We start from the raw sequence: 25170 nt of genomic DNA on the forward strand, positions 1-25170 counted from the left end.
TGATGGCGTGGGGTTCGGCTGTTACCAGCTGGGCCCAAACTACTAAGCCACAACAGCCAGCCACAAATCCTACTCCATCTATCTCGCCTGTAGTACGCTACAGCACCACCCCTTTTAGTACCGATGCCGAGCAGTTTATCGGGGAGGTAGTAGCCTTAATGGCTACCACCAAAAACGCCCCGGCCATTGCCCTTACCGAGCAGCTTAGGCAGCTATGGGCCAGCAACAAGCTCACCACCACCCAGCAAGGCAAGGTGATTGAGCTGGCCCGCCAGATGCAGGCGCGTCGCCTGAAGCCACGCCCCCACCTGGAGGCCCTCGTGGGCTTGGTGGTGGCGGCCAAGCAGGGGCAACTGGCCCTCAACGACCTGCAAACCGATCAGCTGCTGGAGGTAACGGGCAAAGCACTGGCCCAGCAAGACCTGCGCGAGCTCGAGAAGTTCGTGAACTCGACCACGCAGTTCCTGAAAACCCGCGAGCTGTATACCTCGCGCTACAACCGGCTCAAGCTAAGCAGCAACACGCTGGTGTCGTTTGCCTACAACGAGACCGACTACCCCATGCCGCCCGCGCCCAAGCCCTCCGACGCGCCGGCCCCGCTGACGCCCGAACCGCTGAAGCCCGCGGCCACATCGGCCAAAACCCCAGCCAAAGCTAAACCCGCTGCCAAACCGGCCGCCAAGCCCGCAGCTAAAAAGAAAAGCAGCGGCTGGGACGACTGGGACTCGGGCGCAGGCTGGGATACCGGCGGTGGCTGGGGCTCCGATGACGGTTGGGGTGCGCCCGTGAAAAAGAAGGCTCCCGCGCCAGCCAAAAAAACGACCGCCGCCACGCCGGCCAAAACCGCCACGCAGCCCGCAGCCGCAGCAAAAGAGCCCGAGCCGGAGCCCGAACCGCAAGCCCCGGCCTACAGCAGCTATTACGCACCGCCCAGCACCAAAGGCCCCGTGTTGGTGCTGAAGGATGCCGACCTACTGCTCGCCACCGCTTACGACTCGGTGCTGATCCAGAAAACCAGTGGCTCGCTTGTAACCACCACGGGTAAGTACGTGGGGCAGGGCGGCACCTTTGGTTGGCAGCTCAACGGCAACCCGCTCACGGCGGAGCTGGGGCCGTTTGATATGGACGTGAACAAGCCCCAGTTTAAGGCCGAGCCCGTAACGCTTACCTACCCGGCCGTGCTGGAAGCGCCCGTAAAAGGCGCCATGGCTTACAAGAGCGTGCAAAAGAAAAACGGCGCCGACACGGGCTTCCCTAGGTTCGTGTCGCTCACCAACGATGCCCGCATCAAGAACATCGGCGAGAACATCAAGTACCAGGGTGGCTTTTCGCTGAACGGCAAGCAGATGTACAGCTCCACGCTCGACGGCTCGCTGTCGCGCATTACCGTGGAGCTCGATGGCAAGCCGCGCTTCCGGGCCGCTTCGCGCAGCTACATGCTCGGCGATACGCTTATCACCGCCGACCGCGCCGCTATTACCATCTTCCAGGACAAGGTTGACTCGCTCACGCACCCCGGCGTGAAGCTGAAGTACTCGAAGCCCCGCCGCGTGCTGGTAATGGCCCGCGAAGAAGGCCTGTACAAAACCACGCCCTACTACGACTCTTACCACCAGATGGAAATAGCGGCGGAGCAGGCCAAATGGAACCTCGCCACGCCCAACATCGATTTCCAGACCCTCACGGCCAAAAACCAGGTTACGGCCGATTTCGAGTCGAAGGAGTTTTACACCAACACCCGCTACCAGCAGATCAAGGGCATCAACAAGATGCACCCGCTGCAAATGGTGGTGGGCTACAGCCAATCGCACGGCAACGCCAAACGATTTGCGGTGCAGGATTTGGCCAAGTCGCTGAACCTGAAAGAGGCCAACGTGCGCTCGGCCGTAGCCGGCCTGGCCCGCGACGGGTACGTGAGCATCAGCCCCGTAAGCAGCGACATTACTCTGCTGCCCAAGGCCATGCACTACGTGAACTCCTCGCGCGGCAAAAAGGACTACGACCACATTGCCATCAAATCGTTGGCGCCCAACGGCCGCAATGCCTCGCTCAACCTGAACAGCAACGTGCTCACGGTGCGCGGCGTCGACAAGTTCAACTTCTCCGACGACTCCATTGCCGTGTTCGTGAAGCCCGACTCGGCCATTGTGCGCGTGCAGAAAAACCGCAACATCGAGTTCAACGGTACGGTGGTGGCCTCGGCCTTCGTGTTCAAAGGCAAGGAGTTTAAGTTTGATTACGACGGCTTTTACATCGACATGTTCAAGATCGACTCCATCATCGTGAAGGGGAAGAACTCGAAAGGCTCGGTGATGCGGGCGCGTAAGGAAACCGACTTTACCCTCACCAACAAAGACCGCCACTCGGCCGGCCGCTTGTACATCAACGCGCCCAACAACAAATCGGGCCGCAAGAAGCTGGGCGCTTACCCCACCTTCGATGCCACCACCGGCGCCTACGTGTTCTTCAACAAGCCCGAAGTACTGGGCGGCGCCTACGACACCACCATCTACTTCGACATTCCGCCCTTTAAGCTCGACTCGCTGAACAACGCCAACCGCACGGCGGTGGGCTTTAAGGGCACGTTCGTGTCGGGCGGCATTCTGCCTGATATCAAGACCAAGCTCTCGATGCAGGACGACGGCTCCCTAGGTTTCAATTACGCCGTACCGAAGGAGGGCTTTCCGGTGTACGGGGGCAAAGGCCGCCTCTTCAACCAGGTGCGCATGAGCAACCGGGGTATCCAGGGCGTGGGCGAAATGACGTACCTCGCCAGCACTCTGCAGAGCGACCAGTTCATCTTTTACAAGGACTCGGTGGTAACGGTGGGCAAAACAGCCCAGATCAAGGAAGGAACCCTGAACGGCGCCGAGTACCCGAAAGTGGCCTTGCTGCCCGGTTACCAAATGAAATGGGTGGTGAAGGCCGACTCGATGTACCTCTCCACGCCGCCCGGCGGCGAGTCGATGCGCTTCTACGACGGTACCTATCAGTACAAAGGGGTAGCCACGCTCACGCCCAAAGGCCTGTACGGCACGGGCCGTATGGAAAGCCAGCAGTCGGTTATCCGTTCGCCTTCGTTCACCTTCCTGCCTACGCAGTACAAGGGCAACAACTCGGTGGTGAGCGTTAAGTCGTCGGAGCCGAACAAGCCCGCGCTTACTGCGCCCGACGTAGCGTTTACCTACGACATCAAGCGCGGGTACGCCGACTTTACGCGCGAGCAGAACGCCAAAACCACCATCGAGCTGCCGTACTCGCAGTACCGCACTTCGCTGAGCGGCGGCCGCTGGGATTTCAAGAAGAAATCGGTGCAGCTGCGCGTAGCGCCGGGGCAGGACTCTACCACGGCCTATTTCTACTCGGTGAAGCCCGAGCAACAGGGCCTGCGCTTTCGGGCTGCTACCGGCATGTACGACCTGAACAAGTACCGCCTGGTGGCCAACGGCGTGCCCTACATTGCCGCCGCCGATGCCTGGATTCAGCCCGACTCGAACAAGGTATATGTGCTGCCCAATGCCGAGATGCGCTCCTTCCAGAATGCGGGCATCACGATGGACACCCTGCAGAAGCACCACCAGCTGTACCGGGGCGAAATCAAGGTGTTGTCGCGCCTGGCCTTTACGGGCAACGCGCTGTACCGCTACAAAACGCCTACCGACTCGTTCGCCATTAAGTTCAGCAACTTCCGCACCGACTCGACCAGCATTGCCGGCGTGAAGGGCGAAGGCAAAAAGCGCGGCGGCTTGCTAAGCCGCGGCAACGACAACGGCCCCGAGCGCCTGCCCACCCTGGCGCAGGCCGATATCAAGGCCGCCGACAAGTTCCGGATTGCGCCCCGCATTCAGTACCGCGGCGCCATGACGATGAACTCGCAGCGCAAAGGCTTTGCCTTCGACGGGCAGGCCCGCCTCGAGTTCAGCAAGCAGCAGGCGCAGGCCGGCTGGTTCCCGGTGCAGGACAGCATCGACCCGCAGTTCGTGAAGATTCACCTGAAGGAAACCAAGGCCGAGGACGGCACGCCCATGCTCACGGGCTTGTTTGCCAACGAGGGCACCGGCAAGCCGTACCCGCTGTTTGTGGCCGCCAAGCCCAACGTTACCGACGGCAACTTCTTTGAGGTGGGCGGCACGCTCACCTACGACCCCAAGAAGCGCGTGTACACCATCAGCCAGCACGATGCGCTGAACACCGAAATCTACGAGGGCTCGGTGCTGACGCTCAACGACACCACGGGCCACCTAGGCTTCCGCGGCAAGCTGAACCTCATCAACTCGAACAAGGACTACAGCATCGTGGCGTCGGGCATCGGCAAGGCCAACACCGATTCGAGTCGCTACAACATCGATGCGATGATGGGCTTTGACATGAACTTCCCCGACAAAGCTTTCGAGGCCATGGCCGCCGATATGGCCAAGTACTCGAAGGGCTTGCCCGAAGCGCTGACCAGCACCCAGGACGAATACTACAAGCTGGGCGAGTTTGCCGGCTCCAAAGCCATCGGCGACTATGCCAACCGCAAGGGCGGCAGCTACGTGCCGCTGCAAAAAGTGTCGGCCAAGTTTCTGCACGACGTGATGCTGAACCGCGTGAACCTGAAGTGGTCGAACAAGCACAACGCCTGGTACTCGGTGGGCAAAATCGGCCTCGTCAGCATCGGCAAGAAGGACATCAACGCCTTGGTGGATGGCTACGTTGAAATCAAGAAGGGCAGCGCCGGCGACGCCGTGGAGCTGTACCTCGAGGCCGACCCCGAAACCTGGTACTACTTTAAGTACTCCGAGAACAAGCTGCTGGCCAAAGCCCAGCACGGCGAGTTCGACGAAATCCTAGGTCGGGCGGCGAAGGGCGACTACAACACGGCCACCAACTTCGGCTTCTTCCTGGGCGATGAGCAGGAAAAAGTGCTCTTCGTAAACCACTTCCGCAAAGACTACCTAGGCGAAACCAAGCCGCAAAAGCAGGTAAGCCGTCCGCAGAGCTCGGGCAACTTCGATTTCATGGAGGAGCCGGGCAAGAAGAAAAAGAAGAAGGAAGAGGAAGCGCCAGCCGTGGAGGAAGGCCCGATTGACTACTCGGAGCCCGCCCCGAAGAAGAAAAAGAAGAAAGACGAAGCTGCAGCGGCCGATGGCTTCGGCGACACCAACGCCGCGCCGGCCGAAGAGCCTGCCAAAAAGGACAAAAAGAAAAAGGACGAAGCCCCGGCCGCAGCCGACGAACCGGTAGCCGAACCCAGCAAAAAGGACAAGAAAAAGAAAGAAGAGGCCGCCCCGACGGAAGAGCCGAAGCAGGAAGAGGCCCCGAAAAAGGAGAAGAAGTCGAAGAAGAAGGCCGAGGACGACCCCTTCGGCGACACCTGATCCGAACTGCCCGACCGCGCAACAGCCACGCCCACCTAGGGCGTGGCTGTTTTGCTTTTGGGGCCGTAGGGGTGGATTTACCGAAAACCGCCACCCGGCTCGGTCGAGGCTGCGTTAGCTAGCTATATTTGACTGTTTCCATCTTTCCCCGCTATGAATTTGGCTGTAGTGCTACCCTTGCTTGTGCTGGCTTACCTGCTCGGCTCCATCCCAACGGCCCTGTGGGTCGGCCGCCGCTTCTACGGCATCGATGTGCGGGAACACGGCTCGGGCAACGCCGGCGCTACCAACACCTTCCGGGTGCTGGGCAAAAAGCCGGGTTCGTTTGTGCTGTTTGTTGATGCCCTGAAAGGCTTTGTAGCGGCCTACTTCCTGCCCATGCTCATGGTAGACCTAGGGGCCATTGCGCCCGAGCACGAGGTGTACTACCGCCTGGGTTGCGGCGTGCTGGCTATTGTAGGGCACATCTATCCGGTGTTTGCGCAGTTTCGGGGCGGCAAGGGCGTGGCCACGGTGCTGGGCATGATGCTGGGCGTGGCGCCCGTTACCGTAAGCGTGTGCATCCTCATTTTTATTACCATGCTGCTGCTTACGCGCTATGTGTCGCTCAGCAGCATGACGGCCGGCGTGGCTTTCGCGCTGCTGCAGCTGCTGCCCGCGTTTCGGCCGCCGCAGCCGTTCTTGGTGTACGTTGGGTTTGTGCTGGCCGCGCTGCTGGTGTACACGCACCGCGCCAACATCGGCCGCCTGCGGGCCGGTACCGAGAGCCGCGTACCGCTGTTTGGGCGCAAATAACATGCGGACAAATATTTCTGCAGGCTATTGAGGGTTAGCTACTTACTGATAGCAGGAGCATTTATAACAATTCAATAACGAAACTTTTGAATATGATAGTTTAACTATCATGGATAACAGTGGTTGTTTTGCGGACACAACCACACGTTTTATTCATGACTGTACTGAAGTCTTTTTTGCTGGTGTTGGGCCTGGGCCTGCTTGCCGAAACCACCGAAGCGCAAACCAAGCGCCGCACAGCAGTTGCCGAAAAACAAAACCCGGCCGCCGAAAACTCGCCGCAATGGCTTAAAGAGCATTACGTCGTCGACCGCGACTCGGCCTACGCCAACCCCTACGTAGCCCTGCGCAAGCTGATGGGCGGCAACCGCCGCTTCGTGGAGCACAAAAGCATTAAGCCCCGCCAAGACCAGGCCGCCCTCACCAACACCGAAAAAGGCCAGAAGCCCTTTGCCACCATCGTGGGCTGCTCCGATAGCCGCGTGCCCAACGAAATCATCTTCGACCAGGGCGTGGGCGACTTGTTTATCATTCGCACGGCCGGGCAGGTAATGGCCGAGGCCTCGTACGGCAGCATCGAGTTTGCATCGGTAGCGCTGGGCTCTAAACTCATCGTGGTGCTCGGCCACCAAAGTTGTGGCGCCGTGGATGCCGCCGTTCGGCGCCCCGACGTGCCCGGCCACATTATTACGCTGGTGAACGGCATCAAGCCCGCCGCTGAGAAAACCAAAAACATGGCCGGCGACCGGCTCGACAACACCATCCGCCAGAATGTGCTCGATCAGGTGCAAGAGCTGCGCGACCTGGAGCCGGTACTGGCCAAAAAGTACCGCAACGGCGAAATCCTGATCGTGGGCGCCGTGTACAATTTGCACACGGGTAAGGTGGAGTTTTTGCCCGAAACGCTGCAAAACCTGCCCGCTTTCCGCCCGGCAACTGCCGCCGCCAAGTAAGGTGGCCGTTGCTTGTTACGCCCCGGCCCCGCAGAAGCCGGGGCGTAGCCAGGACTTAGGTGCAACCAGCAGGCGCGGGCCCTGGGTGCGCAAATGAGGCACGGGCATATATACGCGTCGGCAACTGCTATTACCTTTATAGCCCACTGCATTCCTGTTATTTCCCCATCTGCTGATGACCTCGACCTACCTCACCGAAAACCAAGATCGTTTCCTGAGCGAGCTGCTCGATTGGCTTCGCATTCCGTCGGTTTCGGCCGATCCTAAGTTTAGCGGCGACGTGCTGCGTGCCGCCGAGTACCTTAAGACGCGCCTCGAAGAAGTGGGCCTCGACAACGTGGAGCTGTGCCCCACGGCTGGCTACCCCATCGTATACGGCGAAAAGCTGATCGACCCCGCCCTGCCCACCGTGCTGGTGTACGGCCACTACGACGTGCAGCCCGCCGATCCGTACGAGCTCTGGACCTCGGGTCCGTTCGATCCGGTTATAAAAGACGGCAACATCTACGCCCGCGGCGCCTGCGACGACAAAGGCCAGGTGTACATGCACGTAAAAGCCTTTGAGGTGCTGAACCAGAATGGCGGCGTGCCCTGCAACGTGAAGGTGATGATTGAGGGCGAGGAGGAAGTAGGCTCGGAGAACCTGGGCATCTTCGTGCGCTCGAACAAAGAGAAGCTGCGCGCCGACGTGGTGCTGCTCTCCGATACGGGCATCATCAACAACGAAACCCCCAGCATTGAGGTGGGCCTGCGCGGCCTGAGCTACCACGAGGTAGAGGTAACCGGCCCCAACCGCGACCTGCACTCGGGCCTGTACGGCGGCGCCGTACACAACCCCATCAACGCCTTGTGCAAGATGATTGCCTCGTTGCACGACGAGAACGGCCACATCACCATTCCCGGCTTCTACGACAACGTGCAGGTGCTGACGGAGGAAGAGCGCGCCGAGCTGAACAAGGCTCCGTACGACGAGCAGGAGTACAAAGAGAGCATCGGCCTGCCTGCCACCTATGGCGAGAAAGGCTACACCACCCTGGAGCGCACCAGCATCCGGCCCACGCTCGACGTGAACGGCATTTGGGGCGGCTACACCGGCGAGGGCGCCAAAACGGTTATTGCCTCCAAGGCCTACGCCAAAATCTCGATGCGCCTGGTGCCCAACCAAACCTCCGAGGAAATCAGCCAGAAGTTTCAGCAGCACTTCCAGAGCATTGCGCCCGAGGGCGTGACGGTGGTAGTGAAGCCCCACCACGGCGGCGAGCCGGTAGTTACGCCTACCGACTCGGTGGCCTACCGCGCGGCCTCGGCGGCCATGGAAGACACCTTCGGCAAAAAGCCTATCCCTACGCGCGGCGGCGGCTCCATCCCGATTGTGGCTATGTTCAAGGGCGAGTTGGGCGTTGATTCGGTACTGCTTGGTTTCGGCCTCGATAGCGACGCCATTCACTCGCCCAACGAGAAGTACGGCGTGTTCAACTTCATGAAAGGCATTGAGACGATTCCGCTGTTTTACCAGCACTACGCGCGCCTGATGAAAGAGCAGCAAGCCTAGGTTTGCCAACCGCCCTAGGTGCCACAACGCCCGGCTTCTGCGAGGAGGCCGGGCGTTGTGCTGTTCAGGCGCCTTTGGCGGGGGCGGAGCCGGCTTTGCGCCGAAATGGGTTTAGCCGGATTTTCTTCAGCCCCGCAAAACTATTGAAGCGGTAGCCCAGCGAAAACTGCACCACGCTGTGGCGCAGGCGCACTTGCGTGGTGGTGGCGGCATCGTAGCGCACGGGGCGGTACACGTTGGGCAGGCCAGCGGAGTAGCGCCAGCTTAGGCTCAGCCCGTTGGGGTCCTGGTAGCCCAAGCCTACCGCGAGGCCGTAATCGAGCGGGCGGTAGGTATCGAGGGCGAAGGGGCGCAGGGCGGCATCGTGGTAGCGGGTGCGCAGCAGGCGGGCGGCGTAGGGGCCCAATTCTACAAAGGCGTCGTCGCGGGTGTATCGGGCCAGTAGCGGCACCTCCAGGTAATCCAGCTTGGCCCCGATACTGGGGCCGTACTGCAGGGTATTGTCGCCTTTGGCTGAGTATAGCACCTCGGGCCCCACCGACCAGTACCTGCCCAGCTGAAGCTGCGTAACGAGGCCGCCGTGGTACGCCAAGCACACCTTGCGCCGGGCAGCATCGGGGCCGGCGGCGTTGGCGAAGTTGGCGCCCCCGCGCAGGCCCGCTTTAAACGATACCTGCGCCCAGCCGGTACCGGGCTCTATGGCCAGGATCAGCAGCAGGGCCGCTACGGAAGTCCGAAAAGATAGTAAGCCCGAACGGATGGCGGCCGGGCAGGAGCCGAAAACGGATAAGCAACGCAACGAAATACCGGTAAACAACGCTTGGGCAACCCAGCCCGCCGCCAAAACTATAAAAAGGAACCGGCCGGCTCCCTAGGTAACGGAGCCGGCCGGTTTGTGGTGGCAGCTATGCCAGCCGAAAATTACTTGCCGAAGAAGTACCCCAACGACAGCATAAACGTGGAGTTGCGGGCGTTGCTGAACTCGTTTTGGGCGGCGTCTTTCTTGCCGTATTTGCTGAGGCCGCCGTTGTAGCGCAGCCCAATCAGCAGGCCCATATCCGACTCGTAGCCCACGCCGGCGGCGTAGCCGAGCTCGGTGCGCTGCACGTTGTCGAGGTTGTCGTAGTTGCTCGAGTTGTTGGTAACGTTGCCGTTTACCTCGCGCCGCACGTTGTTGCTCACGCTCAGCAGGTAACCTACCTGCGGGCCGGCCTCGAAGAAGATGCCATCGGCGTTGATCTTGAGCAGAATCGGCACATCGAGGTAGTTGTAGTTTACCTTGCCCGTTTCTTTGATGCGGTTGCCGAACACGTCGGTGTACGAGTTGTCGGCGTACTTAAAGCCTTTTTGCGAGAACAGCAGCTCGGGCTGTACCGACAGAAAGTTGTCGTCGGTGAGGCCGATGTTCACCATCAGGCCGGCGTGCGGGCCAACCTTGCTGTCGTAGCGGTTTTCGTCGGTAAGGTCGCCGGCCAGGTTGGAGTAGTTGGCGCCGGCCTTCAGGCCGAGGCGGATGTCCTGCGCCTGGGCAGCGGAGGCAGCACCTAGGCCCAACAGCGTCAGCAGAAGTAGTTTTTTCATGGCTACTGGTAAAAGTACGGCGCGAAAGTAGGCAGCCGGCGTCGCTTTGGCCCCGGCGGCCTGCAGGCCCTATACGTAGCCACGGGCACCTAGGCTGCTTACTCGCCGCCAAACATAAAGCCTACCGATAAGAGAAACACCGAGTTGCGGGCGTTCCGGAACTCGTCGCCCTGGTAGCCGTCGTCGGCAAAATCGGTGAGGGAGCCGTTGTAGCGCAGCCCGATCATGGGGCCGCTTTTGGCTTGGTAGCCCAGCCCGGCGGCGTAGCCCACCTCGGTGCGCTTCACGTCGTCGAGGTTGGAGTAGTTCTGCGACGACGTTTGCGTCTGGCCGTTGCGGGTTATCTCAATGTCGTCGCTGGCGCTGAGCAGGTAGCCAAACTGCGGCCCGGCCTCGAAGAACAAGCCGCCGGCGTTGATTTTCAGCAGCACCGGCACATCGAGGTAGTTGTAGGTGAGCTTGCCGGTGAAGCGGAACCGGTCGTTGCCGATGGTTACGTCGCGGTCGGCGTACTTAAAGCCCTTTTGCGAGAAGAGTAGCTCGGGCTGCAGCGACAAAAAGCCGTCGTCGATCAGCCCCACGTTCAGCATCAAGCCGCCGTGCACGCCAAACTTGCTTTCGTAGCGGTCCTCGTCTACCACGTCGCCGGCCAGGTTGGAGTAGTTGGCGCCGGCTTTCACCCCAAAGCGGATGCCTTGCGCCTGAGCGCTTAGCGCAGCCAGGGTGCAGAATGTCAGAATAAAGACGAAGTGTTTCATAGCGGTAAAAGGGTTAGGAATGAAGAGCAGGAATGGCTAGCGCCAACAACGGATACAACCATTCGGCAAATCATATGTTTAACTGAAGCGCTTATAAATCAGTAACTAAAACGCCCGGCCTCCTAACGGAAGCCGGGCGCGTTTCATAGCTCAGAGCAGGAGACAGCCGAGGGGTTACTTACCCGCGAAGAGGTAGTTTACCGAAAGCTGGAAGGCCGAGTGGCGGGCGTTCTTCAGGTCGCCCTGGAAGTAGGTGCCGTTCTCCGGCTTCACGAAGTCGCTGAAGGCGCCCGTGTAGCGCAGGCCAAAGCCCAGGCCGCTTTCGGTTTGGTAGCCCACGCCGGCCACGTAGCCCAGCTCGCTGCGCTTCAGGCCGCTTACATCGTTCTGGTCTTCCGTCTCGCGCACTTCCTGGAAGGTGCCGTTGGGCAGCGTGCGGCGCGAAAGTTTGCTTTCGTTGCTCGAGCTGAGCAGGTACGAATACTGCGGGCCGGCCTCAAACACGAAGCCATCGGCGTTGAACTTAGCCAGTACCGGCACGTCGAGGTAATTGTAGTTTACCTTGCCTTCGCGCTTTACCTCGTAGCCCGCGCCAAAGAGCGTGCTGGTGTAGGTGGTGGGCTTGTTTTCGAAGCCTTTTTGCGAGTACAGGATTTCGGGCTGCACCGAGAAGAATCCGTCGCCGGTGAGGTCGGCGTTCAGGATTACGCCGCCCATGAACCCGATTTTGTTATTGTAGATGCTCTCGTTCTGCACCTCGCCCGCGAGGTTGGAGTAGTTGGCCCCGGCCCGGAAACCCAGGCGTACGCCTTGGGCGTGAGCGGCCGGAGCAGCCAGGGCAGCAATAGCGAGAGCGGAGAAAGCAAAAACAGCTTTTTTCATGGTGAAAAGGCAGTTTTAGGTGGAGAAATAGGACTGCGTTTGGCAGCCCAGGGGCCATAAGCGTGCCAATCCGGCTTTGGCGCCGGGCAAAAAGTTCCGTGCTGGCGGTAACTCGCAGAAAACGTGTTACAAAAAAAGAGCCGCCCTAGGTGGGCGGCTCCGTTGCAATGGTGCGGGGTAGTGGGGCTTAGCGGCCGCCCGTGGGCAGCAGGTAGCCCAGCTGCAGGGTAAAGGCGTTGTTGAAGGCTTTGGGCTCGTTGTCTGCGTCTTTGGAGTCGATGAGCGAGTTGAAGCCGCGGGCGTAGCGCAGGTTCAGGCTAATGCCGGCATCCGGAATCATGTAGCCTACGCCGGCCACACCGCTGATGTCGAACTGGGCCAGGTCAGACTTGTACGCCTCGTCGCGCGAAATGCCGGTGTAGTCGCGGAAACCGCTGTTGTCCTCCACCTTATCCTTGGTGCCGTTGCTGTACTTGGTGGTGGTTTGCGTCTTGGCTTTCGAGCCGAACAGGTAGCTTACCTGCGGGCCTACTTCGAAGAACAGGCCGCCGGCGTTGATGCGCGCCAGCACCGGCACATCGATGTAGTGCAGCACGCGCTGCTGCTCCATTTCCATTTTCGAAACGCCGCTGGGCAGGCCCGTGGTCTGCTCCGATTGGATTTCGTAGCCCTTGCGGTTGTACAAAATTTCCGGGGCGATGGAGAAGAACCCGTCGCTGCTCACGGGCAGGTTAAACGACAAGCCCGCGTTGTAGCCCAGTTTGGAGTCGCCTAGGTCGGAGCTGTAGCCGGGGCCGGTCAGCTGCTGTACGTTGTCGCCCGATACGTTGGAGTAGGTGGCACCTACTTTAACCCCGATGCCAAGGCTGGTTTGGCCTTGCGCAAAAGCGGCGGTGGTACCAGCCAGGGCGAGTGCGAGAGCAAAAAACTTTTTCATAGTCAGTGGATTTTGTTGCTTGTTTGGAATTTGAGGGCGGCCGCTGCACAGTATCTGCTATCCGGAGCGGGGTGCTGCCAACTCGTTACAGCGCCTCTTACGCAATAGCGCTTGCACAATGTTGCGGATCAGTTGTATTATTAATTTTCAATAAGCTATATCCAAGCTCAAGCGGCGGGTGCACCGGGCTCAGGTACAAGGGCTAAACGGCGGCTATCTATTTTTGTAGCTGGTCTGATTCCTTTGCTTATGCCCGCTGCTGTTCGGCGCCTTGTTGTATTGTTGTTGCTGTGGCCGGGGGGGGCGCCGCTGTGGGCGCAGGCACCTAGGGCAACCCAACCGGTGGTGGTAGGGCTGTACGCGCAAGGCGGTTTTATCATTGCCCACTCGCCCCGCGTTAAGCACCTCGTAACGGCCCACCCCACGGGGCTGGAGCTGAATTTGCAACGCCAGCTAACCGGCACCCAGCCCTGGCACGCGTGGTACCGCTACCCCAAAGTGGGCGTGGCCCTGGTGTACTACGATTACCACAACCCGGCCATGGGCAAGTCGTACGCCGGCTCGGTGTACCTCAGCAAAACGGCGTGGCGTACCCCGCGGCAGGAGCTGAGCTTCCGGCTGGGTACGGGCATCGGGTATTTTCCGAAGGCCTTCGACCGCGAAACCAACCACAAAAACCTGTTCGTCAGCTCGCGGCTGAATGCCACTTTGCAAGCCCGCGCCGAGTACGACGTAGCCCTTACGCCCAAGCTGGGTTTGCTGGTGGGCCTGGCGCTGAACCACTACTCCAACGGCGCCACCGCCAAGCCCAACCTAGGCGTGAATATTCCGACGGTGGTGCTGGGCCTCAACTACCACCGGCAGCGCCAGTTTGTGCCCCTGCCTGCCACGCCCGCCAACGAGCCCACCGACCTAGGGCGCAACTTTTTCAACGTGAGCACCAGCGTGGGTTTCAAGCAGCGCAACGAATCGGACCGGCAGCGCTACTGGGTAAACTCCGTAACGGTAGCCGGCGGCCGGCGCATCAACCGCAAAAGCAACCTGCTGGTGGGGCTCGAGGGCTTTTACGACCGCTCCCTGCTGGCCGAGCAGCGCGATACCGCCCGCAACGCCGATAAGCTGCAGGATGTAAAAAAAGCCGGCGTGCTGCTGGGCCACGAGCTGCTGCTGGGCCGGCTGGCCTTTGGTACCCACCTGGGGTTTTATTTCTACAACCCCTACAAATCCAACAACTTCTACTACGAGCGGCTCAGCCTGAAATACCACCTCACCCAGCACCTTTTCGGGGCCCTCGATCTGAAAGTACACCGCGGCGCCGCCGACGTAATTGAGTGCCGCGTGGGCGTGCGGTTGTAGGCTGCCACAATCGGCACGGCCCCGCAGCTGCTTGCAGTTGCGGGGCCGTTCGGTTCCTGAGGAGTAGGAAGTAGGTTACTTGGTTTCGGCAGGCTTGGGTGCCGAGGCAATTTTGTTTCGGGTTTTGCGCGGCCGCTTTTTGCCAAACGAGCCTTTCGTGAGCTTGCCGCGTTTCGATTTCTTGTCTCCTTTGCCCATAATGTGTACTGGTGTAAAAGGTGATTGAGAAAATGCCTAGGCTAAAATAGCACCCGGGCAGGTTCGGTTCAACCCCGTTCTACGAGCGGCAGCCGGGCTAGTTCGCGGCACATGCGCTGCACCACGGCGGGCCCTTCGTAAATAAAACCCGTGTAGAGCTGCACCAACGAGGCACCGGCCGCCAGTTTCTCCTGCGCATCGGCCGGCGAAAAAATGCCGCCTACGCCAATAATCGGCAGCGTGCCGCCCGAGCGTTGGTGCAAGTACCGGATTACTTCGGTGCTGCGCGCCCGCAGCGGGGCACCGCTCAGGCCACCCGCGCCTATGTGCTCTATTTCGCTGGCTGGGGTGCGCAGGCCGCCGCGCCCGATGGTGGTGTTGGTTGCCACTACGCCGCTTAAGCCGGCCTCCTGCACAATGGTCACAATGTCGTCGAGCTGCTCGTTGCTGAGGTCGGGCGCGATTTTGAGCAGCAGCGGGCGGGCGGTGCGCTGGGCGTGGTTGGCGCGTTGCACCTCGCGCAGCAAGGCCAGCAGCGGCTCGCGCTCCTGCAGCTGCCGCAGTCCCGGCGTGTTCGGCGACGACACGTTCACCACAAAGTAGTCGACGGTGTCGTGCAGGGCCTGCACGCAGGCCACGTAATCGTCGGCAGCTTGCTCGTTAGGCGTGTCCTTGTTCTTGCCAATGTTGCCGCCGATGATGATGCTCGCGCTGCGCTTGCGCAGGCGCTCGGTCGCCGCGGCTGCCCCACCATTGTTGAAGCCCATGCGGTTGATGAGTGCCTGATCGGTTGGCAGCCGGAACAACCTAGGGGTTGGGTTGCCGGGTTGCGGCCGGGGCGTCACGGTGCCCACTTCCACGTGCCCAAAACCCAAGGCCGCCAGCTCATCAACCAGCACCGCATTCTTATCGAAGCCGGCAGCGAGTCCGATGGGATTCTTGAACTTCAGCCCGAATACCTCGCGCTCCAGATTGGGGTGCTCGTAGCCGAACTGGTTGCGCAGCACCGCGTGCGCGAAGGGCAGCTTGCCCGCTGCACCCAGGGCCTCGAAGGTAAAATGGTGTGCCTGCTCGGGGCTGAGGCGGAACAGCAGGGGGCGCAGGAGGTTCTGGTAAAGCACGGCGAAAGCAATGAAAAATTCAGAATTAAAAATTATGAATTGACCTGGAAGGGCGCTTGGGTGGATGCATCTGCCAGCGGGGTGTGAGGGGCCATCTTTAATCTTTAATTCTGAAATTTTAATTGGCCCCTCAGCCAGCCCAACCTTCCCGGTCGAGCGAGCGGTACTGGATGGCTTCGGCCAGGTGTTCGATGCGGATTTCGTCGGAGCCGGCCAGGTCGGCGATGGTGCGCGATACTTTCAGGATGCGGTCGTAGGCGCGGGCCGACAGACCCAGGCGCTCCATGGCGGTTTTCAGCAGCGTGCGCCCGGCCTGGTTTATCTGGCAAATGTCCTTCACCATCTGCGAGGGCATCATGGCGTTGGAGTGGATGTCGGGGAAGTCCTTGAAGCGCTCGGCCTGCACCTGCCGCGCCTTATCGACGCGCTCCTGAATGCTGGCGCTGCTCTCGGCCCGGCGCGTTTCGGTCATCTGGTCGAAGGTAACGGGGGTTACCTCCACGTGCAGGTCGATGCGGTCGAGCAACGGGCCCGATACTTTGTTCAGGTAGCGCTGCACCACGCCGGGGCCGCACACGCACTCCTTATCGGGGTGGTTGTAGTAGCCGCAGGGGCACGGGTTCATGCTGGCAATCAGCATGAAGTTGGCCGGGTAATCAATACTCACCTTGGCGCGCGAAATCGTAACGCGGCGCTCCTCCAGGGGCTGGCGCATTACCTCCAGCACCGTGCGCTTAAACTCGGGTAGCTCGTCGAGGAAAAGTACGCCGTTGTGCGCCAGCGAGATTTCGCCGGGCTGCGGGTTGCCGCCCCCGCCCACCAGGGCCACGTCGGAAATGGTGTGGTGCGGCGAGCGGAACGGCCGCGTGTTCAGCAGCGACGAATTTGCGCCCAGCTTGCCGGCTACGGAGTGAATTTTGGTGGTTTCGAGAGCCTCGTGCATGCTCAGCGGCGGCAAAATGCTGGGCAGGCGCTTGGCCAGCATGGTTTTGCCCGCGCCGGGTGGGCCGATCATGATGACGTTGTGCCCGCCAGCCGCCGCAATTTCCATGGCCCGCTTGATGTTCTCCTGGCCTTGCACGTCGGCAAAGTCGGCGGCGTACTGGTTGGCCGAGTGCTGAAACACGTCGCGCGTGTCAATCTTCAGCGGCTCAATCTCCTCGCGGCCTTCGAAAAAGTCGATGGCCTGCTGCATGCTCTCGACGGGGATAATGTCGAGGTTGTTGACGATGGCAGCTTCCTGGGCGTTTTGCTTCGGCAGCACAAAACCCTTGAAGCCCTCTTTACGGGCCTGAATGGCAATAGGCAGCACGCCTTTGATGGGGCGCAGCTCGCCATCGAGGGCCAGCTCGCCCATAATAATGTACTGGCCCAGCTTATCGGTGCTGATTTGCTGCGACGCGTGCAGAATACCTAGGGCAATGGGCAAATCGTAGGCCGAGCCTTCCTTGCGGATGTCGGCCGGGGCCATGTTCACCACCACTTTGGTGCGCGGCATGTGGTAGCCCCGCACGCGCATGGCCGCCTCAATGCGCTGCTGGCTTTCCTTAATGGCATTATCGGGCAGGCCCACCACAAAAAAGTTGGTGCCCTGCGATACGGCAACCTCAATGGTAATGGTGTAAGCGTTGACACCCTGAACGGCCGAACCGTAGGTTTTAGTAATCATTCGAGCGAAAGCAATCAGCTAAACAGGCAAAAGGAAGCCCGCCTTTTGGAGGGGCGGGCTTTACCTAGGGCAAATTTACAAAGCATCTGGCTGCTTGGCTGCTACGAGTCGCTCGATTAGCAAAATCAGGATGTGAATTACTTTGATGTGTATCTCCTGAATGCGGTCGGCGTAGCCGGCGTGCGGCGCGCGTATTTCTACATCGGCCAGCGCGGCGAGGGGGCCGCCGTCTTTGCCGGTAAGGGCCACCACCTGCATGCCGGCAGCCTTGGCGGCCTCGGCGGCGCGCAGCACGTTGGGCGAGTGGCCGCTGGTGCTAATGGCCAGCAGCACATCGCCCCCGCGACCCAGGGCCTGCACGTAGCGGCTGAACACGTACTCGTAGCCGTAGTCGTTGGCCACGCAGCTCATGTGCGAGGCCTCGGTAAGCGCAATGGCGGCCAGGGCGGGCCTATCCTGGCGGTAGCGGCCCGAAAGCTCTTCGGCGAAGTGCTGCGCATCGCACAGCGAGCCGCCGTTGCCGCAGCTCAGGAGCTTGCCGCCACCCAGCAGGCTGGTAGCCATTAGCTGCGCGGCTTGCTCGATGCGGGCCAGGTTGGTGGGCTCGGCCAAAAAACGCTCGAGCACGGTGCGGGCTTCCGTTAGTTCAGCCCGGATAAGGTCGGTGAGGGTATCTGCCACGCCGCGAAGTTACACAGCGGGGCGGTCGTTCGGGTAGGGCGGCGTGTTGGTGGGGTGCGGATGAATGGTAGTGGGCGGCACGGCGCTGGGCGGCAGGTCGGCGGCGGAGGGCGGCGGCACAGCGGTGCGCGGCAAATCCTGGTCGTAGCCTTCGTCGAGGGGGCGTACGGGCGGCATGGTGGTGCGGGCAATGCTGCCGGGGGCGGCTTGCGGCTGCGGCGTTACGGTAGGCTGGGCTACCACGGGCTCGGCCGGGCGGGGCGTGCTGGTGCCACCCGAGCGCCACGATTGGTCGCGTTGCTCCAGTTGGTGGTCGTAGAGCTTGGCTTTCAGTTCGTTGATTTTGGCTTCATAATGCGTCACGTTGCGGCGCAGCGCCACGGTGTGGGCATTCTCGACGAGCAGCAGCAACAGCAGCAGGGCGGCGCCAATCAGCATCATGTTGAACCAGAAATCGGCGCGGCTGGTGCCAAACATGCTGATCATGGCATCGCGGGCACCGGCCGTTACGGCCAGCAGCAAGGCCATCAGCAGGTACACCATCACCAGCACGGTAACTATTCGACGGAGGGCTATCATACGGAAAGAGGTTTGTGGAGGAGAGCCGCGCAGCTGCCAGGCCGCGCCGCGGAAATATACCTCTTTACGTATGGTTGCTCGAACAAGTGGCGTGAGGATGCACTGGCGCGAACAAACGGCAACCTGGATATGCTGGCGCGAGTCTTAGCGCGGAGCGCGCGACTCGTGCCGCAGCATGGGTGGGAATCTCCAGACTTCCGGGCGTTGCACGGCACTTAGAGAACGGCTTGCTGACTTAAGCTCCTTGGCTTGCGTGCCCCAGCGGCACCTAGGCCGGGTCGTTCACGGTACGGGAGTCGGAGACTCCCCTCCATACCTAGGCACGAGTCGCGCGCTCACGCGCTAAGACGCGCGCCAGTTTATTGTGCGTTGCTCGCGCCGGGTTGCCTGTTCGATGCGTCACTCTATCCCTAGGTGCCTCGTGCTACGCCAACGCCGGGTTTCCTTGCATCCGACTCAGGCGGGCATACAGGCCATCGGGGCGGCTCAGCAGCTCGTCGTGGGTGCCGCGCTCGGCAATGCGGCCGTGCTGCAGCACCACAATCTCATCGGCGTGTTGCACGGTGCTGAGGCGGTGGGCAATTACCAGCGAAGTGCGGTTGGTCATGAGGCGCGTTAAGGCTTCCTGCACCAGCTTTTCGCTTTCGGTGTCGAGGGCCGAGGTGGCTTCGTCGAGAATGAGAATGGGCGGATTGCGCAAAATGGCGCGGGCAATGCTCAGGCGCTGCCGCTGCCCACCCGAAAGGCGCGTGCCCCGGTCGCCGATGATAGTGTTGTATCCCTCGGGCGAGGCCATGATGAACTCGTGGGCGTTGGCAATTTTGGCGGCCTCCATTACCTCCTGCTCCGTGGCGTCCTGTTTGTTGAAGCGGATGTTGTTGAAAACGGTGTCGTTGAACAGGATGCTCTCCTGCGTTACGATGCCCATTTGCGCCCGCACCGAGTGCAGGGTGCAGTCGCGCAGGTCGTGGCCATCGATGAGGATCTGGCCGGCGGTGGGGTCGTAAAAGCGCGGTACCAAATCGGCCAGGGTGCTTTTGCCGCCGCCCGAGGGGCCCACCAGCGCCACGGTTTTGCCCTTGGGTACTACCAGGTTAATGTCTTCCAGCACCGTACGCTCGCCGTAGCTGAAGGCCACGTTGCGGAACTCCACTTCGTGCGCAAACGCAGGCAGCACCTGCGCATTCGGCTTGTCCTTGATTGTAGGCTCAGTGTCGATTACCGACAGCACCCGCTCGCCGGCCACCAGGCCGCGCTGAATGTTGCTGAACGCCGACGACAAGGCCTTGGCCGGCACCAGCACTTGCGAAAACAGCACGATGTAGGTAATAAAGTTGGCCGCGGTCAGGTCCGATTCGCCGCCCAGCACCAGGGTGCCGCCGAAGTACAGCAGCGCCGCCACCACCGATACGCCGGCAAACTCCGAGAACGGCGAGGCCAGGTCGCGGGTGTTGTCGATGCTGCGCTGGGTGCGGGCGTACTGCTCGTTCTGCGCGTGAAACTTGCTCAGGATGTACGGCTCGGCGTTGAAGGCCTTAATGACGCGCACGCCACCTAGGGTTTCGTCAATCACCGAGAGCATCGAGCCCAGGGTTTGCTGGCTTTGCTGGGCCTGGCGGCGCAAACGCTTCGAAATGCCCGCAATCAGCCCACCCGAAATCGGCAGCAGAATCAGCGTGAACAACGTTAGCTTGACGGACATAAAAAACAGCACCGCGAAATAGCCCACGATGGCCAGCGGCTCCCGGATAACGGCCGTGAGCGAGTTCACCACCGAGGTTTCCACCTCCTGCACGTCGTTGGTAAAGCGCGACATCAGGTCGCCTTTTTGGGCCGCCGTGAAGTAGCCCAGTTGCAGCTGCGTTACGCGCTGGTACAGGGCGGCGCGCAGGTTGCGGATAACGCGGGCGCGCACCTTGGCCAGCAGCCGCAGCCCTAGGTACCGGAACACGTTGCTCAGAAATACCGAGCCAATCAGCAGCATGCACACCCACGCCAGCGCCCCGAGCTTGCCCTGCGTTTCGATTACCTCGCGGAAGTGGTACTTGAACGTATCGGTGATAAACGACAGCGACAGGCTGAACGCCGGCGGGGCGCCGGGCGCTTCGGCCAGCATTTTGCCGGTGGTGTCGAACAGGATATTGAGCAGCGGAATGAGCATGCCGAAGTTGGCAATGCCAAAGAAGATGCCCAGCACCGTGAACAGGATGTACTGGGGCAGAAAATCGGCGTAGGGCCGGGCAAAACGCAGAATGCGGAGGTAAGTCTTCATCGGAGGTGCAAAGGTAGACCACGGATTCAAGCGGATTCATCGGATTCCGCGGATTTCGTGGGCGGCCGCGCGCGTAGCGGGCCGGCACCTAGGGCGCGGCCTGGCCAGGCCGCGCCCTAGGTGCCGGCCAGCCGGCCCAACGCCAACGGCCCGGAGCAGGTGCCCCGGGCCGTTGGCGTTGTTCACAAAATCCGCGGAATCCGATGAATCCGCCCGAATCCGTGGTCTAGAATTCGAGCAGGCGCTGGGCGGCGTTCCAGCGCAGCGACACCGACGGAATGATGGCGTTGCCGAACAGGTTGCTGTTGCGGGCAATCAGCTTGGCATCGAACCAGAGGTTGTGGCGGGCTTGCCAGGTGGCCGTCAGATCGGTGTGCAGCAGGTTGTGGCGCCGGCCGTCGGCGGTGCGGTAGCCAAAGTCGATGAGGTTGCCGGCGGCATCGCGCGGGCGAGTGTTGTACGAGCGCAGCACGTTGGAGCCAAGGTTGGTACCTTCGGCGCGGTCGTCGAAATCGATGCCCTGCTGCACGTAAAAGGCCTTGCCCACCAGCGTGAGGCGGGGCAGGGGCTGGTAGGTGAGCACGCCCAGCACCTCGCGCAGGTTGGCGCCCATGGGGTGGGCCAGCGGCTGGCCGTAGTGCTCGTAGGCACGGTACAAATCGGCGTGCTGGTAGGTGTAGGGCCGGATGTAGTTGAACTCGGCCTGCAGATCGAGGTTGCGCAGGCCCAGCACATCGAGGTACTTGGCGCCCAGCTGCACCGATTGCTTGTTGCCCCACCAGCCGTTGCCGGCCCGCACCTGGCTTACAATCAGCTCATCGAGTACCACTTGCCCATAGATCTGCCCGCGTTTCAGGATGTTCCACTTGAAATCGGCGCCTAGAATGGCGTTGTCGTTCGAGCCGACGTGCTGCTCGATGCTGCGGTAGAAGATGAGGGGGTTGAGGTACTGCAGCTCGAAGCGGCCCTTGCCCCGCCCAAACATCACCGACTCGAACACGCCCACGTTCAGCGACGGCGTAATGTCGAGGCTGAGGTGGTGAAACGCCATGTATTTCTTCTGGAAGATGGTGTCGCGGTCGGGCGTCCGCTCCGCTGTCAGCTCCGCGAAGATGTTCTGGTAGTTAAACTTCCAAACGCGCGTGTTCAGCTTCAGGAAGAAGTACGGCGCCGAAAAGTCGCTCAGGATTAGTGAGCGGTAGCCGTTGCCCACAAAGTTGCGGTCGTGGCCGAGCTGCACGTTGATGTGCTTGGTGGCGGCGTACGTTACGTAGCCGCGCGCCGTCAGGAAGTCGTATTGGCCGCGCTTGTCCTTGAACAGCTTCCAGTAACCCTCGTGCGGCACGGCGTTGTCGCGCTCTACGCGTTGCTGCACGTACAGCGGCACCGAGGTTTGGTTATCGACGAAGTAAGTAAAGAAACCCAGGCGCTTATCGATGGTGCCCTCGATAACGGCGCCGCGCGTGTTCACGAAGCGCAGCCCGTCGGAGTCGGTATCAGTGCCCACCTGAAAGTGCAGCACCGGGTTGACGCGCAACGTGAAGTCCGGCGTTTGCACGCTGTACAGATCGGCCGGGTTGCGGTAGAAATGCTTAAGGAAAGGCTTTTTACTGACGTTTTCGGCGCGGAGGGAAGGATCGGTGACGTATTGCCAGTTGTCGCGCAGCAGGTATAGGATGTTGAAGCGCTCAATCGAATTCCTTCTTTCTCCTCTTGCGCCAAATTCTAAGACTCGAACGTCATTGGGAGGGGCGTCTGTGGGAGTGACTATTCCCTCTCTAGGATAAATCCGCTCGGCCAAGCGGGCCACCGCAGCCCGGTTGTAGGGGCGGATGGTGGTATGGATGTCGCCGACCGAATCGGGGCCGTACTTAATGGCGTAGCGGTCGATGAGGCGGTACACGTCCAGGTCAAGCGGTACGTACACGGGCGCCTGCAGCAGCGGCTTGGCATCGGTAGCCTCAATGCGCTCGGGCGTAGGCTGCTGCGCAGAAGGGGGCGTAACCGTTACAGGCGTAGGCGCTGGCACCGGTGCCGAGGCGGGTGGCACCTGCACGGTATCGACGGGCTGGGGCTGAACGGGCGTTGGAACCTGCTGCGCAAAGCTGGCGGTAGCCGGTGCCAGACCCAGTAAAATCCAGAGGAGGCGGTTGTTCATAGAAGAAAGTAAGCGGGCTGCATACGCAAACCGCTTCGGCGAAGCTACAACTCGGCCGCCGAAAACCGCCCAGCTTTACCTAGGGCGCCGGGCCATCCGTAGATTTGTTGCCTCCGCACCACGTATACTGCGCCTATGACGACTGCCTTACCCGCCATTGTGTTGCTGCACGGCTTTGGCGAAAGCCGCGAAATCTGGACTGAGTTCACCCGCGAGTTTCCCGACGACGAATACCGCCTGCTCACGCCCAATCTGCTGGGCTTCGGCACCAACATCCACGATATCCGCGACTACTCTATGGAGGCCCAGGCCCGCTACCTGGCCGACTACCTGCGCCAGCGCGGCTGCGAGCGGGTGCTGCTGGTGGGCCACAGCATGGGCGGCTACGCGGCCCTGGCCTTTGCCGAGCGCTACCCCAACATGGTAGCGGGCCTGAGCCTGTTTCACTCCACGGCTATGCCCGACTCGGACGAGAAAAAGGCCAACCGCGACAAAAACATCGACTTTGTGCAGCGCCACGGCGTCGATAAGTTCATGGAGTCGTTTATCAGGCCGCTGTTTGCGCCGGCCAACCGCGAGCGGCTGGTGCAGGAGCGCGAGTTTCTGGAGGAAATCGGCAAAGCCACGCCCAAGGAAACCGTCATCGGGGCCCTGCGCGCCATGAAAGAGCGCCCCGACCGCACCCACGTGCTGCGCGATGCGCGCTACCCGGTGCAGTTTATCGTGGGCAAAGAAGACGTGGCCGTAACCGTGGAAAGCGTGCTGCCGCAGCTGGCCCTGCCCGCCGAAAGCTACTCCCTGCTGCTCTCCGACGTGGGCCACCTAGGGTACTTCGAGCGCCCCGACGAAACCCGCCGCGCCGTGCTCGATTTTGCGGGCCGGGTATACGGCAAAGCCTGATGCCAGCGCTGCTCAATATTCAAACCTGGGAGTTTTGGGGCATGGCGCTCAGGCTGTTGCTGCTGGCGGTAGCGGGGCCCATGCTGCTGGGCGGGCTGGCTTATTGGCTGCTGAAAAGGCAGTACCCGCCGTACCGCGCCAACCCCTGGCCCAGCCTGTTCGGGGCAGTGCTCCTGAACATAATCGGGCCGAAGTTTCTGCCAATGGGCGGTACTTTTTTCATGGCCCTCGGAATGGTAGCGCTGCCGTTGGCCGGTGGCGCGTTGGGCTACTTCTGGGCCCGGAAACCGCTCTGAGGCTTTGAAGGCCCGTGCCCTAGGTGCTTGCCCAGCCTATGGGCAACGGGGGCGATTCGATGCCGGCTTGCAGGCGCGGCGGCGAAGGCGTGAGCCGCAGCCGCCGCAATCGTTGCACGAAATCGTTGCTGACGGCCTCGCCGCCGTGGCTCCCCCTCTCTGCGGGAGAGGGGCCGGGGGTGAGGCCCCCTACTGCCCCAGCAACCCAAGCGTCCGGTTTCCGCGTTTACCACCGCTCACCAACGCCCCAGCCCCATGAAGCCCACCCTGTTGTTTATCCACGGCTACCTCGAAAGCGGTGCCGTGTGGGACGAGTTCGCGGCGCCGCTGCGTGCCCGCTACCAGGTGCTGTGCCCCGATTTGCCGGGTTACGGCCCCAACGCCCAACCCGCCCCCGACTACTCGCTGGAGGCCGCGGCCGATTTCCTGCGCGACGAACTGAGCCGCGCCGGGGTGGGGCAGGTGCTGCTGGTGGGCCACAGCATGGGCGGCTACGTGGCCCTGGCCTTCGCCGAAAAATACCCCGGTCTGGTGGCAGGCCTGTGCTTGTTCCACTCCTCATCGTTGCCCGACACCGACGACGACCGGGAGCAGCGCACCCGCAACCGCCAGTTTCTGGAGGAGCACGGCGTGGCCGCGTTTGCCGAGGAGTTTCTGAAGCCCCAGCTGGCCGCCGCCCACCGCGAGTCGATGGCGCACCACGTGCAGCAGTTGCAACGCATTGCCGCCGCCGTGCCAGCCGAAACCGCCCTGGGCAGCCTGCAGGCCATGGCCGCGCGCCCCGACCGCCGCGCCGTGCTCGAAAAAGCCACCTTTCCGGTGCTGCTCATCGCCGGCAAAGACGACCGCGCCGTGTCGCCCGAAAAAACCCACGAAGAAAGCCTGCTGCCCGACCATTGCCTGGTGCTGTGGCTGGCCAACGTGGGGCACCTAGGGTTTCTGGAGCGCCCCGAGCCCACGCGCAAAGCCATCGAGAACCTGGCCGAGCTGGTGCTGCCCGAGCCCGCGGCGTAAGCCCCGGCGCAACTGTGGGCTCAGCTTTTAGAAGCTGTTTAAGTTAGCTAACCAAGCGAGGTTTAGCATCATGCTGAGCCCCGCCGAAGCATCTCTACCGCTTCGTCA

Annotated in this window: 20 protein-coding genes; 8 read left to right on the plus strand and 12 right to left on the minus strand. The window is 61.3% G+C overall.

Annotation, left to right across the window (positions count from 1 at the left end; genetic code table 11):
- The first annotated feature begins 158 nt into the window (after positions 1–158).
- The 4 genes from OIS50_RS17235 to OIS50_RS17250 all read left to right on the plus strand — a co-directional run bounded on the left by OIS50_RS17235 (position 159) and on the right by OIS50_RS17250 (position 8660).
- Positions 159–5360 (plus strand): hypothetical protein, encoded by a 5202-nt coding sequence (locus OIS50_RS17235; RefSeq protein WP_264691874.1) that lies wholly within the window; start codon positions 159–161, stop codon positions 5358–5360.
- Positions 5361–5513: 153 nt separating this feature from the next.
- On the plus strand, positions 5514–6155 hold the full coding sequence (gene plsY, locus OIS50_RS17240; RefSeq protein ID WP_264691875.1) for a glycerol-3-phosphate 1-O-acyltransferase PlsY: 642 nt from the start codon (positions 5514–5516) through the stop codon (positions 6153–6155).
- Between the two features lie 155 nt (positions 6156–6310).
- On the plus strand, positions 6311–7108 hold the full coding sequence (locus tag OIS50_RS17245) for a carbonic anhydrase (RefSeq protein ID WP_264691876.1): 798 nt from the start codon (positions 6311–6313) through the stop codon (positions 7106–7108).
- Positions 7109–7283: 175 nt separating this feature from the next.
- Positions 7284–8660, plus strand: coding sequence for a dipeptidase (locus tag OIS50_RS17250; RefSeq protein ID WP_264691877.1), 1377 nt, complete (start codon positions 7284–7286; stop codon positions 8658–8660).
- Between the two features lie 64 nt (positions 8661–8724).
- Here the strand turns inward: OIS50_RS17250 and OIS50_RS17255 are convergent, their stop codons facing one another.
- The 5 genes from OIS50_RS17255 to OIS50_RS17275 all read right to left on the minus strand — a co-directional run bounded on the left by OIS50_RS17255 (position 8725) and on the right by OIS50_RS17275 (position 12818).
- Positions 8725–9459: a porin family protein gene (locus OIS50_RS17255; protein ID WP_264691878.1), complete on the minus strand. Its 735-nt coding sequence runs from the start codon at positions 9457–9459 to the stop codon at positions 8725–8727.
- 122 nt (positions 9460–9581) lie between these two features.
- Positions 9582–10241 carry a porin family protein gene (locus tag OIS50_RS17260; RefSeq protein WP_264691879.1) on the minus strand — a complete coding sequence of 220 codons (660 nt, stop codon included), beginning with the start codon at positions 10239–10241 and terminating at the stop codon, positions 9582–9584.
- 98 nt (positions 10242–10339) lie between these two features.
- Positions 10340–10999, minus strand: coding sequence for a porin family protein (locus OIS50_RS17265; RefSeq protein WP_264691880.1), 660 nt, complete (start codon positions 10997–10999; stop codon positions 10340–10342).
- Between the two features lie 174 nt (positions 11000–11173).
- Positions 11174–11881 carry a porin family protein gene (locus OIS50_RS17270; protein ID WP_264691881.1) on the minus strand — a complete coding sequence of 236 codons (708 nt, stop codon included), beginning with the start codon at positions 11879–11881 and terminating at the stop codon, positions 11174–11176.
- 187 nt (positions 11882–12068) lie between these two features.
- Positions 12069–12818, minus strand: coding sequence for a porin family protein (locus tag OIS50_RS17275; protein WP_264691882.1), 750 nt, complete (start codon positions 12816–12818; stop codon positions 12069–12071).
- 249 nt (positions 12819–13067) lie between these two features.
- On the opposite strand from OIS50_RS17275, the gene OIS50_RS17280 reads away from it, so the two are divergent.
- Complete coding sequence (locus OIS50_RS17280) at positions 13068–14174, plus strand: acyloxyacyl hydrolase (RefSeq protein ID WP_264691883.1); 1107 nt, start codon at positions 13068–13070, stop codon at positions 14172–14174.
- A 75-nt stretch (positions 14175–14249) separates the two neighbouring features.
- Here the strand turns inward: OIS50_RS17280 and OIS50_RS17285 are convergent, their stop codons facing one another.
- The 7 genes from OIS50_RS17285 to OIS50_RS17315 all read right to left on the minus strand — a co-directional run bounded on the left by OIS50_RS17285 (position 14250) and on the right by OIS50_RS17315 (position 22852).
- On the minus strand, positions 14250–14372 hold the full coding sequence (locus tag OIS50_RS17285) for a 30S ribosomal protein THX (protein WP_264691884.1): 123 nt from the start codon (positions 14370–14372) through the stop codon (positions 14250–14252).
- 68 nt (positions 14373–14440) lie between these two features.
- Complete coding sequence (locus tag OIS50_RS17290) at positions 14441–15493, minus strand: quinone-dependent dihydroorotate dehydrogenase (protein ID WP_264691885.1); 1053 nt, start codon at positions 15491–15493, stop codon at positions 14441–14443.
- A gap of 130 nt (positions 15494–15623) precedes the next feature.
- On the minus strand, positions 15624–17162 hold the full coding sequence (locus tag OIS50_RS17295) for a YifB family Mg chelatase-like AAA ATPase (RefSeq protein WP_264691886.1): 1539 nt from the start codon (positions 17160–17162) through the stop codon (positions 15624–15626).
- A 75-nt stretch (positions 17163–17237) separates the two neighbouring features.
- Complete coding sequence (gene lpcA, locus OIS50_RS17300; RefSeq protein WP_264691887.1) at positions 17238–17843, minus strand: D-sedoheptulose 7-phosphate isomerase; 606 nt, start codon at positions 17841–17843, stop codon at positions 17238–17240.
- A gap of 9 nt (positions 17844–17852) precedes the next feature.
- Complete coding sequence (locus OIS50_RS17305; RefSeq protein ID WP_264691888.1) at positions 17853–18422, minus strand: hypothetical protein; 570 nt, start codon at positions 18420–18422, stop codon at positions 17853–17855.
- Positions 18423–18846: 424 nt separating this feature from the next.
- A complete protein-coding gene (locus OIS50_RS17310) occupies positions 18847–20694 on the minus strand; it encodes an ABC transporter ATP-binding protein (protein ID WP_264691889.1) in 1848 nt (615 codons plus the stop codon).
- A gap of 226 nt (positions 20695–20920) precedes the next feature.
- Positions 20921–22852 (minus strand): capsule assembly Wzi family protein, encoded by a 1932-nt coding sequence (locus OIS50_RS17315; RefSeq protein WP_264691890.1) that lies wholly within the window; start codon positions 22850–22852, stop codon positions 20921–20923.
- A 135-nt stretch (positions 22853–22987) separates the two neighbouring features.
- Here OIS50_RS17315 and OIS50_RS17320 point away from each other — a divergent pair, with 135 nt between their 5' ends.
- From OIS50_RS17320 to OIS50_RS17330, 3 genes are all read left to right on the plus strand, one after another.
- Positions 22988–23752, plus strand: coding sequence for an alpha/beta fold hydrolase (locus OIS50_RS17320; RefSeq protein WP_264691891.1), 765 nt, complete (start codon positions 22988–22990; stop codon positions 23750–23752).
- A complete protein-coding gene (locus tag OIS50_RS17325) occupies positions 23752–24048 on the plus strand; it encodes a hypothetical protein (RefSeq protein ID WP_264691892.1) in 297 nt (98 codons plus the stop codon). Before OIS50_RS17320 ends, OIS50_RS17325 begins: the two co-directional genes overlap by 1 nt.
- A 255-nt stretch (positions 24049–24303) precedes the next feature.
- The gene (locus OIS50_RS17330; protein ID WP_264691893.1) at positions 24304–25062 is read left to right on the plus strand and encodes an alpha/beta fold hydrolase; all 759 of its coding nucleotides are present in this window, start codon (positions 24304–24306) and stop codon (positions 25060–25062) included.
- Positions 25063–25170: the final 108 nt, after the last annotated feature.

Origin of the sequence: Hymenobacter sp. YIM 151858-1, from assembly GCF_025979705.1 — a bacterium.
In the GTDB taxonomy this organism is placed as follows: domain Bacteria; phylum Bacteroidota; class Bacteroidia; order Cytophagales; family Hymenobacteraceae; genus Solirubrum.

Bases quoted from the DNA above. Each gene is read 5' to 3' on its own strand.
- OIS50_RS17235 (WP_264691874.1), top strand. From the start codon at position 159: ATGGCTACCACCAAAAACGCCCCGGCCATTGCCCTTACCGAGCAGCTT.
- plsY (WP_264691875.1), top strand. From the start codon at position 5,514: ATGAATTTGGCTGTAGTGCTACCCTTGCTTGTGCTGGCTTACCTGCTC.
- OIS50_RS17245 (WP_264691876.1), top strand. From the start codon at position 6,311: ATGACTGTACTGAAGTCTTTTTTGCTGGTGTTGGGCCTGGGCCTGCTT.
- OIS50_RS17250 (WP_264691877.1), top strand. From the start codon at position 7,284: ATGACCTCGACCTACCTCACCGAAAACCAAGATCGTTTCCTGAGCGAG.
- OIS50_RS17260 (WP_264691879.1), bottom strand. From the start codon at position 10,241: ATGAAAAAACTACTTCTGCTGACGCTGTTGGGCCTAGGTGCTGCCTCC.
- OIS50_RS17265 (WP_264691880.1), bottom strand. From the start codon at position 10,999: ATGAAACACTTCGTCTTTATTCTGACATTCTGCACCCTGGCTGCGCTA.
- OIS50_RS17270 (WP_264691881.1), bottom strand. From the start codon at position 11,881: ATGAAAAAAGCTGTTTTTGCTTTCTCCGCTCTCGCTATTGCTGCCCTG.
- OIS50_RS17275 (WP_264691882.1), bottom strand. From the start codon at position 12,818: ATGAAAAAGTTTTTTGCTCTCGCACTCGCCCTGGCTGGTACCACCGCC.
- OIS50_RS17280 (WP_264691883.1), top strand. From the start codon at position 13,068: ATGCCCGCTGCTGTTCGGCGCCTTGTTGTATTGTTGTTGCTGTGGCCG.
- OIS50_RS17285 (WP_264691884.1), bottom strand. From the start codon at position 14,372: ATGGGCAAAGGAGACAAGAAATCGAAACGCGGCAAGCTCACGAAAGGC.
- OIS50_RS17295 (WP_264691886.1), bottom strand. From the start codon at position 17,162: ATGATTACTAAAACCTACGGTTCGGCCGTTCAGGGTGTCAACGCTTAC.
- OIS50_RS17305 (WP_264691888.1), bottom strand. From the start codon at position 18,422: ATGATAGCCCTCCGTCGAATAGTTACCGTGCTGGTGATGGTGTACCTG.
- OIS50_RS17310 (WP_264691889.1), bottom strand. From the start codon at position 20,694: ATGAAGACTTACCTCCGCATTCTGCGTTTTGCCCGGCCCTACGCCGAT.
- OIS50_RS17315 (WP_264691890.1), bottom strand. From the start codon at position 22,852: ATGAACAACCGCCTCCTCTGGATTTTACTGGGTCTGGCACCGGCTACC.
- OIS50_RS17320 (WP_264691891.1), top strand. From the start codon at position 22,988: ATGACGACTGCCTTACCCGCCATTGTGTTGCTGCACGGCTTTGGCGAA.
- OIS50_RS17325 (WP_264691892.1), top strand. From the start codon at position 23,752: ATGCCAGCGCTGCTCAATATTCAAACCTGGGAGTTTTGGGGCATGGCG.
- OIS50_RS17330 (WP_264691893.1), top strand. From the start codon at position 24,304: ATGAAGCCCACCCTGTTGTTTATCCACGGCTACCTCGAAAGCGGTGCC.